This window comes from Pseudomonas sp. VD-NE ins, from assembly GCF_031882575.1.
Lineage (GTDB): Bacteria > Pseudomonadota > Gammaproteobacteria > Pseudomonadales > Pseudomonadaceae > Aquipseudomonas > Aquipseudomonas fluorescens_BZ.
In genome coordinates this window covers 1,766,980-1,783,807 of record NZ_CP134772.1, presented here as the reverse complement: position 1 = coordinate 1,783,807, position 16,828 = coordinate 1,766,980, and the positions used below count along the sequence as shown (strand labels likewise).

Sequence of the window (16,828 nt, the reverse complement as noted above, 5' to 3'; positions counted from 1 at the left end):
CTTCTCTCCACAACCGGCGACTCGCCGAAACAACGCTTGGTGATGTTGCGAATTAACGGACGCGACGCAGATAGCCGTCCGGCGCCACGGTGATCAACAGCTTGTTCTGCAACTGCTGGTCGATCTCGAAATCCTGGTTCTCTTCCAGGTATTTCCACACGGCGGTTTTCGGGTTGTCGCCCGGGCCCCATGGACGATCCGGGAAGAAATCGGCCGGCATGTCTTCAACCACGGTGTCCATGACCACGCAGTAGCTGTCGACCGACACCAGTGGAGCGTACAGACGCAGTTCTTCTAGGACGTGATCGTGGGTGTGGTTGGAGTCGAGTACCAGAATGACTTTCTTGCCTTTGGCCGCAGCCTGCACCTGGGCGGCAATGCCGGCGTCGATGCTCGAACCTTCGATCATCTTGATGCGCTTGGCCATCGGGTGGCTTTCGATCGCTTCGCGGTTGTGCGGGCGAATGTCGAGGTCGATGCCCAGCACTTCGCCGTGGCCTTGCAGTTCCAGCAACGAGGCGTAGTAGATGATCGAGCCGCCGTGGGCGATGCCGCACTCGATCACCAGATCCGGTTTGACCTGCCAGATGATTTCCTGCATGGCCATCATGTCTTGTGGCAACTGGATGATCGGACGGCCCATCCACGAGAAGTGGTAGCTGTATTTGTGCTTGGCCGATTGATTGAAGAAATCGCGGGCCAGGCCGGTGAGTTTCTGGTCGTCACCCTGCTGGGCAATCTGTTCCCGGCACTCGGCTTCGAAGGCTTGGTTGATGCTGTTGTCGGTCATTTTAATAATCTCAAGGGTCACTGAAACGAAGCGCTGTCGACGGCGTGATAGACGTAGCGTCCACCGGTCATCCGCTTGATCTCTTCGAGGTAATTGGAATTCATCACAAACAGGTGGGCACCTTCAGGCAGCGCGTCCATCGCCTCTTGCGGTGAAGAAACGCGGGCACCACTCAGCGGCAGATAACGCCCCTGTTTGGCCGGGTTGATATCCACCACGCGATCCACCGCGACACCTGCGCGTTGCAGGAACAGCGAATAGATCACGCCTTTGGACGAGGCGCCCCAGATCGCGGAACCCTGCTCAGGCGCCGACTGAATGATCTGCACCGCACGATCGAGGCTGGCGGTAAACCCGTCAGGCAGCGTCAGGCGCGGCACCGGTTGTTCCGGGGTCAGGCGCAACGTCGCAAGGTCAGCGACGATGTACAGGTATTGGCCACCGAACAGGTGCCCGGCTTCGTGCACAGTGCCGAACATCCGGCGCAGGTCATCGAGGCGGAAATAATTGACGTGTTCGTAGAACAGGTCGAACCAGGCTTTGTGCTCGATAATCCAGTCGAAGCACGGCACTTCGATGTAGATCTGCCCGCCCTGATTGGCATTGGCGATTTCGGCGAGGAAGCTCACCGGATCCTGAATATGCTCCAGCACATGGCGCAGCACGATGGCATCGGCCGCCAGACCAAGACCGCGAGTGAACGGCGCCTTGATCACGTCGGCGCTTTCGCCTTCGTAAGCCGGATCGATGCCGGTGATCGCATAACCGAGGCCCTTGAGCAACTCCAGAAAGTAGCCCTTGCCGCAGCCGACTTCGATCAGTTCCTGACCCTTGAAGTGCTTGGCGATGATGCCTTCGACGTCACTCAAATGCTTCTGGAACTGGCCGGAATGCGCCTGCTCGTTCTGGTAATCGGCGTCGTAGCTGAGTTTGTCGGCGTCAAACGCGGCGTTGTAGATCAAACCGCTGCGCTCGTCCTGCACCAACAGCATGTCGGCACTGGCCGAGGCCTGTGCCGATGCGGCATCGGCAAAGGTGCGGTTCTGCAACACTGGCAGGTCGGTGACCCGGTACAACTCGTGCTTCATTGCAGCTCTCCCAGTAACTGTTGCAAACGCTCGGTCACCGCCCAGAACGCCAGCGGTTCGTGGGTTGGGTATGGGTAGTGGCCGAGGTTCAGATGCAGCGACACGTCGCGTTCGCGCAGGCGTTGTTCGACCAACGCACGCACGGACACCGGTTGGCCGCTGGCGCAATTGATCACGCCGTTGAAGCCGGTTTTTTGCAGGATCGCGGAGAGGTAACCGGCAGCGCGTTCAATCGGCAGAAAATCGCGCAGCTGCTCACCGGCGGACATGTTGAACGACGCTTCACCGGCATCGATCGCCCGGTCCAGTGCGGCCAACAGACTGTTGGGGTTTTGCCCTTCGCCATGCAGATAGAACAGGCGCGTCCACTGCAAAGTAAACGGATGCTGCTGCTGCAGATTTTGCAAAAACAGGTGCAGCGTGTGCTTGGCCAGACCGTAAGGATTGCTCGGCTGCGGCTCGGTGTTTTCACTGATTGGGCCGCTTTGCAGGCCGTATTCGAAACAGGTGCCGGTGACCAGCACCTGCTGCACGCCCGCCTCGACCGCGCTTTTGATAAAGCGGTAATCGGCCATCAGATTGTGTTCGAAATGGAACAGCGCCCGGTAGTTCGGCAAGCCCGGCCAGGCCAGATGCGCCAGTGCATCGATGCCTTTTACCAGTGCTGCGACATCCAGATCAGGCGCGTGAATATCGGCGCTGATGAACTCGACGTCGTTGATCCACGGCATGCCTTGCGCGGTTTCTGCGTTACGCGCCACGGCGCGAACATCGCAGCCGCGCGCCAGCAACGCCACGACCAGATGGCGGCCGACAAAACCGGTAGCTCCCGTGACCAGAACCTTCACAGCACTTTCAACTCAGGCACGGCGATCACAAAGCCGCCGTCCCACTGACGCACTTGCGCCAGTTGCTGGCTGACTTCGTGCAGCAGGTTCCACGGCAGCACCAACACGTAGTCGGGTTTTTCGAGGTCGATCTGCGCCGGCGCCACGATCGGAATGCGACTGCCCGGCAGAAATTTGCCCTGCTTGTGCGGGTTGGCATCGGCGACCCAGGCCAGCAGGTCGGGTTTGACCCCGGCATAGTTGAGCAAGGTATTGCCCTTGGCCGCCGCGCCATAACCGACAACCCGTTTGCCGTCAGCCTTGGCCTGCAGCAGAAAGCGCAGCAGTTCGTGTTTGATGCGTTCAGCGGCGGGCGCGAGCGTCGCGTAGTACTCGGCGGTTTTCACCCCCGCATCCAGTTCGGCCTGCAACTGTTGCTGCACCGCTGGTTGAACCGGACGACGTTCGCCGTCCTTGCGTTGCACGAACACGCGCAGCGATCCACCATGGGTGGTCAGTTGGCTGACGTCGAACACTTGCAGGCCATTGCGCTCGCACAGCGCCTGAACGGCAGTCAGCGACAGGTAGGAATAGTGTTCGTGATACAGCGTGTCGAACTGCGCGCCGGCCATCAGCGTCAGCAGTTGCGGGAATTCGAAGGTAGCTACGCCGGTCGGCTTGAGCAAAGTGGCAAAGCCGCCGAGGAAATCGTTGATGTCCGGCACATGCGCGAGCACGTTGTTGGCCGCCATCAGATCGGCGCCCCAGCCTTCGGCTTGCAAATGCGCGGCAGTCTCACGACCGAAGAACAATTCACGAATTTCCAGGCCTTTTTCACGAGCCGCTTGCGCGGTGCTGCGCGTCGGTTCAACGCCCAGACACGGAATGCCCCGAGCGGCCACGTATTGCAGCAGATAACCGTCGTTGGCGGCGACTTCAACCACACGGCTGTCGGCAGTCAGACCAAAGCGCTCAACCATCTCGGCGACATAGCGCTCGGCATGGGCCAGCCAGGTGCTGGAGAACGAACTGAAGTAGGCGTACTCGGCGTCGAACAGGCTGTCGGCGCGGGTGTAATCCTCGGTCTGCACCAGCCAGCATTGCTGGCACACCGCGACCTTCAGCGGCACCCACTGCTCAGCCTGTTCAAGACGATCGGCGTGCACATAGGCGTTGGACGGTGGCGAGGTGCCGAGGTCGATCAGCGGCAGGCTCAGCGGTGCGGCGCACCCACGGCAGTTCATAGACGCACTCCAGCAAAGTGTTGATCGAGCGCGGGATGGCTGGAATCACGCGCTGACAAATTATTGACAGGCAACGGCCAGGCAATCGCCAGCCGTGGATCGTTCACCGACAGACCGCCCTCGTGCTCCGGCGCGTAATCGGCACTGTGCAAGTAGAGCAATTCGGCATCTTCGCTGAGGGTCTGGAAACCGTGGGCGAAGCCGGCCGGAATCAGCAGACTGCGACCATCGCCGGCCTTCAAGTGCTCGGCGTGCCAGTGCAGAAACGTTTCCGAGTCGGGACGCAGATCCACCGCCACGTCCCACACTTCACCGCGCAGGCAGGTGATCAGTTTGGCTTCCGGGGCGTTGCCATTCTGATAATGCAGACCGCGCACACTGCCCTTCTCGCGAGTGCAGGAATGGTTGATCTGACGGATATGGAATTCACTGCCGAACGCACTCAAGCTGCCTTCGCAGAACAGCCGGGCGAAGTGCCCGCGTTGATCTTCGAAGCGTTTGTGCTGAACGCTGAACAGGCCGGCCAGCGGCAACGCCTTCAGGGAAAACTCGCTCACAGCGCGCCTCGGTACAGGTTCAGTTGGCCGAGGGTGACGTTGCGCATGTCATCGCCGTTCTGCCAGGCCAGGTGCCAATCGAGGGTCTGGGTCAGGCACTCCTGCAAGGTCCAGCGCGGCTGCCAGCCGAGTACCTGGCGGGCGCGGCTGCTGTCCAGACGCAGCAGGCCCGCCTCGTGCAGTTCGCTTTTTTCGATGCGCAAACCGCGCGCCTGCGGCCAGCGACTGGCGAGCAATTCGACGACTTCGCCAACGCTGCACATGTCCGCCTCGCCCGGGCCGAAGTTCCACGCCCCGGCGTATTCCGGCCCTTGTTCGTAGAGGCCGGCGGCCAGTTGCAGGTAACCGGCCAGCGGTTCCAGCGCGTGTTGCCACGGGCGCACGGCTTGCGGGTAGCGCAAGGTCACCGGCTCGTCTGCCGTCCACGCTTTGAGTACGTCGGGAATCAGTCGCTCAGGGGCAAAATCGCCGCCGCCCAAGACGTTGCCGGCACGCGCCGTGGCCAGAGCCAGACCGTGTTCAGCGTACTTGTCGGCCGGGAAGAACGACGCGGCATAAGACTGGGCGAGCAATTCACAGCAAGCCTTGCTGCTGCTGTAAGGATCGTGGCCACCAAGGGCTTCGTCTTCGCGGTACGGCCACAGCCATTCCTTGTTGGCGTAGACCTTGTCGGTGGTGACCAGCACACAGGCGCGCACGCAGCCGACCTGACGAATCGCTTCGAGCAGGTTCAACGTGCCCATGACGTTGCTGGAATAGGTACCGAGCGGATCACGATAGCCTTCGCGCACCAGCGGCTGAGCAGCCAGGTGCAGCACGATCTCCGGCTCGGTGTCAGCGATTATTTCCAGCAAGGCGCCGAGATCACGCAAGTCACCGCGCTGATCGTTGATGCCTTCATGCACGCGCGCCAATTCAAACAGGCTCGGCTCGGTCGAAGGTTCAAGGGAAAAACCGCTGACTTGCGCGCCGAGGCTTTGCAGCCACAGCGTCAGCCAACTGCCTTTGAAACCGGTATGTCCGGTGACGAGAACGCGTTTGCCGCGCCAGAAATCCGCACTCAGGCCCATTGCTTCCATGGGGCCTCCCCGCTCTGCCACAGGGCTTCGAGATGGTTCTTGTCGCGCAGGGTGTCCATCGGGTGCCAGAACCCTTCGTGCTCAAAGGCTTTCAACTGTTCGTCGGCCGCCAGACGTGCCAGCGGTTCGGCTTCCCAAGTGGTGGCGTCATCGGCGATGTACGGCAGCACTTTCGGCGAGAGCACGAAAAAGCCACCGTTGATCCAGCCACCGTCACCGCGAGGTTTTTCGGTGAAGCCCAGCACTTGATCGCCTTGACGCTCAAGCGCGCCGTAACGACCTGGCGGCTGCACAGCAGTGACGGTCGCCAGACGACCGTGGGCTTTGTGGTAATCCACAAGCTGAGCGATGTTGATGTCGGAAACGCCATCGCCGTAGGTGAAGCAGAACGCTTCTTCATCCTGCAGATAACGGCCGGCGCGCAACAGACGGCCACCGGTCATGGTTTCTTCACCGGTGTCGATGAGGGTGACGCTCCACGGCTCGCTGTAGTTCTGGTGCACGTCCATGCGGTTTTCGCGCATGTTGAAGGTGACGTCAGAGGTGTGCAGGAAGTAGTTGGCGAAGAAGTCCTTGATCGCATAGCCCTTGTAGCCGAGGCAGATCACGAAGTCGTGAATTCCGTGAGCGGAATACTGCTTCATGATGTGCCAGAGAATTGGCTTGCCACCGATCTCGATCATCGGCTTGGGCTTGAGGTGCGACTCTTCACTGATGCGCGTGCCGAGGCCACCCGCCAAAATTACTGCCTTCATCGTCTCCCCTCTTGTTCGTCACCGGGCTGCGCAGAGCTTTCTTGAGCTTTGCGGGCCTTCTGGCTAAACCTTTTGCCGATCCGTGCGCCGCTGGAGTGACCGCGAGCGCTCGTTTTATGGCGATTTACAGGGGACTTGCAGGAAACGCGCCAGCTCCACAAGCCCCTCACCCTAACCCTCTCCCAAAGGGAGAGGGACTGATCGAGTAGTTTGCGAGAAGTACGCCGACGTGAAATACCGAGTCGAACTCAGATTCTGAAACAGATCAAAAGCCCCTCACCCTAGCCCTCTCCCAAAGGGAGAGGGGACTGATCGAGTAGTTTGCGAGAAGTACGCCGACGTGAAATACCGAGTCGAATTCAAGCTTTGAGAAGCCCACAAATCGGCCCCCTCTCCCTCGGGAGAGGGCTGGGCGGGCGGCGTTCCGATGAGGGGAGAATCCACCACAAATCCAAAGCCGACCACGCTGCGCCCTTCACCACTCAACAGGATGAGCGTTAGCTCGGCTGCAGCTCTTGATCTGTAAGGCGACGTCGGAAAGCTGAGTGGAGGGATTGATCCGGGCGTGGGAGCGCAGCGACCGTTTGGCGCAGCCAAACACAGCGAGAGGAGGTGCAGCGAAGCAAACCGTAGGCGCTGCGCCCGGATCAATCCCGGAGCGAAGGAACCCCGAGCCCCAGCGAGCGGGCCGCACGTAGGAGCAAGCCTTTTTGGTTGCTTTTTTCTGGGCCGGCACTCCGGGCGCCTGGAAAAAGTGACCCGCCGTAAGGGCGGAACCCTGATCAGCAACACCCGCAGCAACGGATACACCCCCCAAAACCCCAAGAGCATGGTCGGCCCAAAGGCCGCCAAGCCCCAGACAAAAAAAGGGATGAACCCAAAGATCCATCCCTTTTCACAAACCAGATCAACAATGCAAACGACTACCCAAACATGGCAAACCCATCACCACTCACCGGCAGCTCAAACGCCTGACCATCGGCGGTCTGGATGTGCTCGATGTTGTTGAACCCGGCGTACCAGCCCGCCAGTTTCACGCCGTTGTCCGGCACACCAGTGCTGCCGTCATTGGCACTGTGCAAATAAGCGTCATCACCGATGCGGGTAACGTTCAACTGGCTGGCGTTGGCGATCGTGTTGAGGATCAGGGTGTCGTTCAGATCCCAGCCCTCATCCTGGATCGTCACCAGCCCTGTGGTATTCACCACGTAGCTGTCATCGCCCTGCCCGCCAAACGCACTGCCGCTGGAATTCGACTGATCGGCAAGGTTAAGAATGAACACATCATTCCCCCCATCGCCCTGCAGCATGTAGTCGCTGCCAGTGCCGGTGAGCACGTCATTACCCTCGCCGCCGAAAGCAAACCCTCGCCCCAGCGTAATGCTGTCATTGCCATCGTCACCACTGGCCCAGGTGAACAGATCATTGGCCGCACCAACGATAACGTCATCACCGGCGCCACCCGACAGGCTGTCGGACTGACCGGCGACATCGAGACCGGAGGCCAGGCCACCATAGAGGTGATCGTTGCCATCGCCACCCTGAATCTGGTCGTCGCCCGCGCCGCCTTCAAGAATGTTATCGCCCCAGTCACCCTCAAGAACGTCATTGAACTGGCTACCACGCAAGCCTTCGATATCGATGTAAACATCGTGGAACGCAATACCACTCTGCACGCCCCATTTCAGCGAAGCGCTCAAGCCTTCGCTACTGTCGTCGTAGCTGACGATGTCGATACCAGCGCCACCCTCAAAGTTATCGGCACCCGCACCGCCCAACAGCACATCATTGCCGGCACCGGCGACGATGGTGTTGTTCTCGTCATTGCCGTAGCCGACGAAGTCAGCGCTGCCGGTATAGGTCAGGTTTTCAACGAACGCGCTCAGCCTAAACTCGGACAGGCTGGTGTACACGCGATCGGTACCCCCCATGTAGCCGTCGATTTCCTCGACGGTCACGCCGGCGCTGTTGATCGTGTAGACATCGCCACCGCCACCGCCAGCGACGACCACACCACTGGTGTTCACGGTGAAGTGGTCGGCATCGATGGAACCAATAACCTCTTCCACATTAATCAGTGTGTCGCCCGCCGCGTTGACACCGCCGCCGATCAAAATGTTGACCGGATCGAAAGCGTAGCGATAACTCACGGTGTCATGGCCGTCACTACCATCGATGCTCATAAAGTCTTTGTGACGATAAATCACATCATCGAAGCTCGAACCCTGCAGCGCTTCAATGCCGGTGAAGGTGTCACCGTAGGCAATGGTCAGCCCGTCAAAGTTGGCGAAGTCTTCGACTCTCACGCCCTCAAGGCTGTCGCTGTAGCTGACGGTATCGTAGCCATCACCACCAACGAAATGATCGGCACCATCACCGCCCCACAGCCAGTCGCTACCGGCACCGCCAATGATTTCGTTGTCACTGGCATTGCCGTAAGCCTTGAAATCGCCGGTGCCGGTGAAGGTCAGCTTTTCAATGAACGGGTCCATCTTGAGGGTGTTGAGGCTGGTGCGCAGTTCGTCATAACCCCCGTTGTCTTCCTCGACAACTGTCACACCCTCACTGTCGACGATGTACAGATCATCCCCGACGCTACCCTCGAACGTCACACCGCCGACCGAACTGGTAAACGTATCGTTGTGAAACGTACCGAAGACTTTCTCTACACCGATGAGGGTGTCGACCTTGCCTTCAGCCCCTGCGACAGTCGTGGCATCTTTGCCGAACTCGACACTGATACCCGACGACATCGCATAATAGGTCGCTGTGTCGACCCCCTCCCCGCCATCCAGCACATCAGAACCTGCACTGCCGATCAGTACATCATCCGACTCCAGTCCATAGAGTTCGTCATTGCCCTCGGTGCCCAACAGGACATCCGCTTCACCCGTTCCATTCACTACTGACATTTACGTCTTCCTTGCGTTGTTGTTAATCCGGACCGATCGGGCAGTGAGATACCGTTCAAGCTTGCGATCCCTGCCTGATGGATGAACGAATAAAAAGGTATCGACTACCAGCAGGCGAAGCTTGAGCCTCGGTACAAAAATGTATCGAGAAGGATGCTAGTACGATTTTCAGAGCAAAAAAAAACAGGCGATTGCCAGGTCGCCTGTTTTTCCGTAGATCATGCGTGGCTCGGTCAATCGGCGAGCCAGCCATTCTCCCAGTAACGCAAGTTGTCACCGCGCAACACGTAATCGCGCATCACCACTTCGCGCAAATCATCGCCCATGCGATAGCTGGCGTCCGGGTCGGCCAGGTGCATGCGGATCGCTTGCAGCCACTCATCCGTGCTGTTGGTCTTGACCCGCGTGCACGGCAGATAGCCTTGATAGGCTTCGGTGTCGGTGCAAATCACCGGGTAACCGCAGGCGCCGTACTCCAGCAAGCGCAGGTTGCTCTTGCAGTCGTTGAAGATGTGGAACTCCAGCGGTGCCAGCGCCAGGTCAAGGTTGAGGCTGGCCAGTTTGGCCGGGTAAACGTCTAGCGCAATTACCCCGTGAAATTCGTGCATGTACGGCCGCAGATCATCCGGGCACATGCCGAAAAACACCCAGTCGACTTCATTGGCCAGCTCACGCACGACATCGGCAATCACCGCCAGGTCGCCGTGGTGACTGGTACCGCCGCCCCAACCGACACGCGGTTTTTTCGAAGTACGGCGCTGGCTGCGCAGGCCGGTCCAGAGGTTCTGGGCAAGCATGTTGGGCACGACGCGAATGTCGTGATGCATGTCCGACAGCGCATTGGCCAGTGGCTGCGTCGATACCACCACGCGATCACACAAACCGATCGCCTGGCGCACCATGCGCTCCATCTCCTGCTTGTTGGGCATGTTGCGGATATGGGCATTACGATGCGGAACATCGATCACATAGTCATCCAGCTCGAAGATTCGCCGGGCATGGCAGAACTTCTTCAGCGGTGGAATTTCATCGATGGCGCCTTGCGAGTAGCGCCCTTGCAAGACGATGACGTCCGGCGACTGACGCTCGATTTCAATGAGCGACGGCAAGCCGTAACGAATACACCCTTCGGCGCGGTTGGCCGCTTCCAGCTCGATCAGCGGCTGACTCATGCGGTAGTGGCCAATCGCAGAAGCGTTGATTGGCACGGCGAGTACGTTGGGCAGTTGCGGGCGGGAAAACGCCGTCCAGCCGGTGCGCAGGCCCGGCTCCAGACTGAAGCTCGTTGCACCGACACCCTGCAATGACAAGTTAACGTTGAACGCCGGATCACGGGCAATGCGCGGCAACCAGCGTTTGTAGAAGGTCTCCTGCTCGTGCATGTGCTGCTGGCCTTCCTCGGCGGTCGCCTCGACGGCTGGCCGCGCACCCTGAGCCAGCAAGGCATAGGGCGTCCAGACCACCAGATAACCTTCCTGACCGATGCGCAAGCACAGGTCGATGACATTCAGCGCCTGCTTCAAGTCCTGCTCGTCGAGCCCTGCGACAGACTCGAAAACAGCCTTGCGCACCATCATGCAATCACCGCCGACGGCACTCAGGTCGTGGGCCGCCTGCAGCCGGAACATATAGCCGTCGGACTGCAGCGACTGCCCATAAAACGGCAACCCGACCGCCCCTTGCAGGCCGAGGATCATGCCGGCGTGCAACACGTACCCGTCCGGGTTGAACAACTTGGCGCCGACGACGCCGACTTCCGGGCGCTGCGCCTGATTGAGCAGTTCGTCCAGCCAGTCGGTGTGGGTGATCACCGCGAAGGTATTGAGCAGCAACACATACTCGCCACGGGCCTGCGTCACGGCGAAGTTAAGCAGGGCCGCCATGTTGTCATGCTGTGGGCAACTCAGGACTCGAATCCGCTCACCACCCAACTGCGCCATGCCGTCCAGCCATGCCAGCGCCTCGGCACTTTCGCTGCCGTTGTCGACCAGCAACAGCTCGTATTCGGAGTAAGCGGTTTTCTCCAGCAAGGTCTCGACACAGCGCTGCAAGGCTGCGGTCTGATCGCGGGTGACGATGATGATCGACACCAGCGGACGCCAGCCATGCTGGTAGTCGACACGATTGAGCAACTCGCAACTGCCACGACGAATGCTGTGAGCAATCCCCATACGCTGCAGATGCGCTTCGAGCACCCGTGGGTTCTGCTCGATCACCGCTGGCTTGGCCAGCCACCCGGACAGATCGAAAGGCGACTCCAGGAGGACTTCGGCAACGTGTCCGACCACCTGCGTACCGCCGCTCTCGACCATGCGCCACAGCATGTCGTGAGGCGCCAATTCGGCGAACGTCGTGTCGAATCCACCGAGCGCCAGAAAGCGTTCGCACTTGAACGCCAGGGCGCGCCCGACGTACGGATAACTGCGCATGAGGTCGATATTGAAATCCGGTTTGAAGGCGGGCTCTGCCGATTCGCCATCGCGCAGGCTGCCTTCATCGCTGTACACGCAGCTCAGCGATGGCGAATGCGCTATGCGGTCAGCCATGACCAGCAAGGCCGGCGCCACCAGTCGATCACCGGCCTGCAACAAGTAGAACCAGTCGGCACCTTCGAGTTGCGGTAACAGAGTGTTGATCTGTGCCAACCCGTCATCCTGCAACGGCATTCGGAACACCCGCCCGTCCAGCGTCGCATCGGTACAGTCCGCAGACAACAGCAGAATCAACTCCGGCGGATAGTCCTGGGATGCGAGCGCTTGCAGCGTGCGTTCAACGCCATCGCGACTGCCTTGGGCATCAATGATGATCGGCACGATTCGCGGCTGCTGCGGCCAGGCGGCCAGGGTTTCTGGCAGCAACTTGCGTTGCCCCTCGCTGAGACTGCGGCATTGCAGCCAGTGTGCATAGAGTTCGGCGAAGCTCCAGCTGTCGATACCGACACACCACTCCTGGCGACTCTGCTTGGTGCCGAGCGTACGGCTGAGCGGCAGCTCCTCCCAGACCCGCGGCGATTCGTCAGCCTTGGTCAGCGGGATATAGCGCACCCAGCCCGGCGCCGGCGCGGACTCACCACTGCGGGCCTTGAGCATTTGCAGAATCCACTCGCGCTCGACCTCAACCGCATCTTTCATCGGTTGCTGTGCGCTCAGACGCTCCGGGTAGAGCCGCTCGGCACTGAGCACATTGTTGGATACCGCCAGATTGCCGCGCCGCATCAGGCAGACATACAGGGCGAAATCCAGGGTCGCGACAAAGCAGTGGCCATCCTGAGTCAGCGCTGGCAACAGCTCGACGAGGTCCGCTCTTCGAAACAAAGCGTTGGTGAAGCCGCCCAACACATTGACCGGGAATTTTTCAAAAATGCCCAGCAGGTCGTCACCCTTGAACAGACCGCTGTGGGGCGACAACGACGTGTTTTCCAGACGCGCCGGCAGGATGATGTCGTTGGCGTCCCAGAACAGTCGCTGAGCCAGCACCAGGCTGACCTCTTCGCGCAACATCTCGTGCGCCTGCTGTTCGATGCAGGCCGCATAAAGGTGGTCGTCGTCACACAGGAACTTAATGAGTTCGCCCTGCGCCTGATCGAGGCACACCTTGAGGTTGCCGACCATGCCCAGGGTACGCGGATTGCGTACATAACGTACGGCAACACCGGACTGTTCGACCACGGCCGCGACAATCCCTTCGATCTGCTGGCCCCGGCTGTCGTCGCAGACAATGATTTCAAGGTGCGCGTAAGTCTGGCTGACGGCGCTGTTCAGCGTCCGCTCGAAGAAGCGCGGATTGAAGGCGGGAATGACGAGGCTGACAAGAGGAAGTGAATTCACGGCGGGCTCACAGGCGGTACCAGCCCGCTCGGAAAAGCGAGCCCTTGAAACCGCTAAAAAACATAACTGAGGGGCAGGCCAAACGGGCGCTTACACGCCCGCTGACGGTCAGATCTTGTTGAACAGACCCAACTGGCTGATCTTGCTGAACGCCAGTTGCGAGGCTTGCAACATGGTTTGCTGCAGGGTCAGACGAGTCATCACTTCGGCCGGATCCGAATCACGGATCGAACCTTGGGTGGTGGTGTTCGCAGTGCTCAGGCTGTCGTTGGTGATGGCTTGCATATCCAGAGCCTGACCACGGGCACCGATCTCGGTGACTGCGCTGCCGATTTGATTGTTGGCCGCATCGATGTTGCCGATACCCGCCTCCATCGCGCCCTGGAATTTCTGCTTGGCCACCGGATCACCATCGATCGGAGTGTTCAACGCCGTGATCATCTGGCCCAGGGTGTCGAGCACGTTCTGGGTCTGGTGGTCGTTCGGCTGGATCGAAAACTGATCACCGGCAGCCGGGGCAGCGCCCAGTGCGAACGTGACGCCCGCCGCGGTAGCGTTGTTACCGACGATAGTGCCCGAAGACACGGGTTTGCTGTCGGCAGTGACCGGCGCTGCGTACAGATCGAAAGCAGTGGCGCTGGTGAACTTGAGAACGGCGCCGCCCTGCGGGAATGCCGCGGTGTAAGCTGCCTGGTCAGTGATGCTCGAACCAGTGATCACGGCCGTCGACGGGTTGCCCGGGCTGCGCGTCGTGGTGAACGAGTCTGGCGCGGTGGACAACTGGAAGCTGTGGCCGGCAATCACCGCGTCCGGGTTGGTGTCGCCGGTCTTCAAGTTGATATTCAACTTCATGTCGACGCCACGGAAACTCACCGTCTGGTTGGCACCGCTGCTGTTGCTGACCAGACCATTCTGGCTCGCTTCAGCGGTCACGTCGTTGCCCAGGGCATCGGTGATTTGCAGTTGGGTGCTGCTGAGGAAGCTGACGGTGTACGGCTGGCCGGCAGTGAATTTGGAATCATAGGTGGCGGCAGTGCCGACCGTACCGTTGGACAGCACAACGCGGCCGTCGTCCACAGCCGGCGCCGTCATGGTGACGTTGGTGCGCGCGGTATTGATGGTCTGCTGGAAAGCGGCCCAACCGGTGGTGTTGGTGCCAACCGTCATACCGTCGCCGATGCCCAGATTGATCGTGGTCTGGTCACCGTTGTAGGTGTAGGTGCCGTCGGCATTCTGCGAGTACGGTGCGGTATCGGTTTTCGAACCGGAGAACAGGTAATTGCCGCTGGCATCCTTGGAGTTCATCAGGCCCAGCACTTGCTGCTGGATCTGACCCAACTCCGAAGCGTACGCCTGGCGATCCTTGTCGGTGGCCGTGCCGTTGTTGGCGGCCAGGGCGAGTTCCTTGGCACGCGCCAACGCGGTGGTGATGGAATCCAGCGTGGACTCCTGCACCGTCAACGCACTTTTGGTGGTGTCGACGTTGGTCTTGTACTGATCCAGCATCGCGGCCTGCTGACCTAGTTGCAGCAAGCGACCGGCACCAACCGGATCATCCGCGGCAGTGTTGATGCGCGTCAGGCTGCTCGCCTCGCTGGCGGAGGCAACAGCCTTGTTGAAGTTACGCTGATAGTCCGACGCTTGCGTGCCGTAATACTGGGCGGTAGAAATGCGCATGAATTACGACTCCTTAAAGGCTGTTGATCAGCGTGGCGAAAGTTTCCTGCGCAGCTTTGATGATCTGCGAAGACGCTGTGTAGTACTGCTGGTATTTGACCAGGTTGCCGGTTTCTTCATCCAGGTTGACCCCGGACAGCGAATCGCGCGCGCCTTTGGCGTTGTCCAGAATCGCTGTGGTCGCGGTGCTGTCGGACTTGCCTTGAGCGGTCTTGGTGCCGACGTTGGTCACCAGCTTGTTGTAGCCGTCAGTCAGGCTGATGCCCTTGCTGGCCGAACCGGTGTCGATGGTCTGCTTGGTTTGCAGGGCGACCAGCGATTGCGCGTTGCGGTTGTCCGAAGACGCCGCACCGGTCAGATTCATGGTGAAGGACTCGCCCGACTTCGGCGTGCCGCCGACGGTGGTCTGCACGGAGAAGGTTTTCTGTACGTTCGGCGTCACGCTGGTGTCCAGCACCGGGTTGCCGCTGGCATCAACGATGCCGACTTTCAGGTCCAGCGTGTTCGATTGCCCGGGAACGATGGTGCCGCTGCTGATGAGGCCGCCCTTGGCGTCCACAAATTTGTAAGACTGGCTGCCACCGGTGACATCACCAAACACCAGTTTGACCGGCGTCGAATTCTTCAGTGCCGCCTGCATGTCAGCCTGGGCAGTCGGGTTGTAGATATCGATCTTGTCGCTGAGCGTCGGCTGAGTGTAAGTCCCCAGGCCGGCAGCACTGGCCACACCGGTCAACGGACCGGCCGCAGCGATTTTCTTCGGATCGGTGAGCACCGTCTGGATGCTCGCGGCGGCATTGCGGGTCGGCGTCACTTTGAAGCTGTCACCGGCGCTCAACGCCCCACCTTTGAGCGCAAGGGTGAAACCGTCGATCACTGGCGGTGGATTGGTCGTGGTGCTGAAGGTGCCCAGATCGGTGCCGTCTGAACGCTTGACCGAGTAGTCGGTGGCGCTGGTAAACGTCACCTGATAATCGCTGGTGGTCAGCTTGCCGCTGTCCTTGATGGTGACATCAAGGTTGCCCGAGCCTGCGCTGTTGCCGTCTTTCGCGATGCTGCGCTGGCTGATCAGCGCGGCACTGTTGATGTTGTTGAAAATCGCGGCGCCGAAGTCACCGTTCTTGTCGATACCCTGAGCTTGCTGGCTGTTGATCTGATCGGCGATCACCAGCGCCACTCGGCCCAGTTCGTTGAGCGAAGGATCGAGAACTTCTTTGCGATAAGTCAGCAGACCACCGATTTCGCCACCGCTGATCACCGAGGTGATGTCGATGGTGCTCGAACCGCGATCCATCTGGATGCCCACGCGCGATGGATCATCCTTGAGCGGCACGGTGCTCAGAGAGTTGGCGGAGTTGCCGATCACCAGTGGCTGGCCGCTACCGACGTAGATGTCGAAGCTGGTGCCACGCTCGACGACCTGCGCGCCGGTCAGCTCGGACAACTGGCGTACGGCTTCGTTACGGCTGTCGAGCAGATCGTTCGGCGCCCCACCGCTGGTGGAGATCTCGCCGATTTTCTGGTTCAGGTTGGCAATCGAGGTGGCCAGCTTGTTCACCTGGGCCGTCATATCGCCGAGGCTGCCGTTGATGGTGGTGTTCTGGTCGTTGAGCTGTTTGGCGATGGAGTTGAAGCGGCTGGTCAGCGCCTGCGCACCGGTCAGCACCGATTGACGGGAGGTGTCATCGGTCGCGGACGTCGATACGCTCTGCATCGAGGTGAAGAATTTTTGCAGCACACCGGTCAGGCCGGTGTTGGTGTCGGACAGCATGGAGTCCAGCGGCGTGGCTTGAGCCAGGTACGAGGCCGCTTCGCTGTTGAGCGAGGTCGCCGTGTGCAGCTGGGATTCCAGGTAGGAGTTGTAGACCCGGCGCACGTCAGCCAGGGTCGTGCCCGTGCCGATGAACACGGTGCCGTACTGCTGCGAGGATTTGGTGCCCTGCACGGTTTGCTGACGTGAATAACCGGCGGTGTCGACGTTGGCAATGTTGTTGCCTGTCGTAGCCAAAGAGGACTGGCTGGCCGACAGTCCCGACATCCCGATATTGAGCAAACTCATGGTTCAGACCTTA

At 60.0% G+C, this 16,828-nt stretch carries 11 protein-coding genes; all 11 read right to left on the bottom strand.

Annotation, left to right across the window (positions count from 1 at the left end):
- Positions 1-52: 52 nt before the first annotated feature.
- Positions 53-790, bottom strand: coding sequence for a cephalosporin hydroxylase family protein (locus tag RMV17_RS07815; protein WP_311886182.1), 738 nt, complete (start codon positions 788-790; stop codon positions 53-55).
- Between the two features lie 17 nt (positions 791-807).
- Positions 808-1,878: a class I SAM-dependent methyltransferase gene (locus RMV17_RS07810; RefSeq protein WP_311886181.1), complete on the bottom strand. Its 1,071-nt coding sequence runs from the start codon at positions 1,876-1,878 to the stop codon at positions 808-810.
- Complete coding sequence (locus RMV17_RS07805; RefSeq protein WP_311886180.1) at positions 1,875-2,726, bottom strand: NAD(P)-dependent oxidoreductase; 852 nt, start codon at positions 2,724-2,726, stop codon at positions 1,875-1,877. The genes RMV17_RS07810 and RMV17_RS07805 overlap by 4 nt, the downstream gene beginning before the upstream one ends.
- Complete coding sequence (locus tag RMV17_RS07800; RefSeq protein WP_311886179.1) at positions 2,723-3,949, bottom strand: class I SAM-dependent methyltransferase; 1,227 nt, start codon at positions 3,947-3,949, stop codon at positions 2,723-2,725. Before RMV17_RS07800 ends, RMV17_RS07805 begins: the two co-directional genes overlap by 4 nt.
- Complete coding sequence (gene rfbC / locus RMV17_RS07795) at positions 3,946-4,506, bottom strand: dTDP-4-dehydrorhamnose 3,5-epimerase (RefSeq protein WP_102900440.1); 561 nt, start codon at positions 4,504-4,506, stop codon at positions 3,946-3,948. Before rfbC ends, RMV17_RS07800 begins: the two co-directional genes overlap by 4 nt.
- Positions 4,503-5,585, bottom strand: a complete 1,083-nt coding sequence (rfbG, locus tag RMV17_RS07790) for a CDP-glucose 4,6-dehydratase (RefSeq protein WP_108226863.1) — start codon at positions 5,583-5,585, stop codon at positions 4,503-4,505. Before rfbG ends, rfbC begins: the two co-directional genes overlap by 4 nt.
- Positions 5,567-6,340 (bottom strand): glucose-1-phosphate cytidylyltransferase, encoded by a 774-nt coding sequence (gene rfbF, locus RMV17_RS07785; RefSeq protein WP_090282332.1) that lies wholly within the window; start codon positions 6,338-6,340, stop codon positions 5,567-5,569. Before rfbF ends, rfbG begins: the two co-directional genes overlap by 19 nt.
- 923 nt (positions 6,341-7,263) lie before the next feature.
- Positions 7,264-9,252, bottom strand: coding sequence for a calcium-binding protein (locus RMV17_RS07780; RefSeq protein WP_311886177.1), 1,989 nt, complete (start codon positions 9,250-9,252; stop codon positions 7,264-7,266).
- Positions 9,253-9,485: 233 nt separating this feature from the next.
- The gene (locus tag RMV17_RS07775; protein ID WP_311886176.1) at positions 9,486-13,079 is read right to left on the bottom strand and encodes a glycosyltransferase; all 3,594 of its coding nucleotides are present in this window, start codon (positions 13,077-13,079) and stop codon (positions 9,486-9,488) included.
- A gap of 108 nt (positions 13,080-13,187) precedes the next feature.
- Positions 13,188-14,756: a flagellar hook-associated protein 3 gene (locus tag RMV17_RS07770; RefSeq protein ID WP_108225909.1), complete on the bottom strand. Its 1,569-nt coding sequence runs from the start codon at positions 14,754-14,756 to the stop codon at positions 13,188-13,190.
- A 13-nt stretch (positions 14,757-14,769) separates the two neighbouring features.
- The gene (flgK, locus tag RMV17_RS07765; protein ID WP_034153265.1) at positions 14,770-16,815 is read right to left on the bottom strand and encodes a flagellar hook-associated protein FlgK; all 2,046 of its coding nucleotides are present in this window, start codon (positions 16,813-16,815) and stop codon (positions 14,770-14,772) included.
- Positions 16,816-16,828 lie beyond the last annotated feature (13 nt).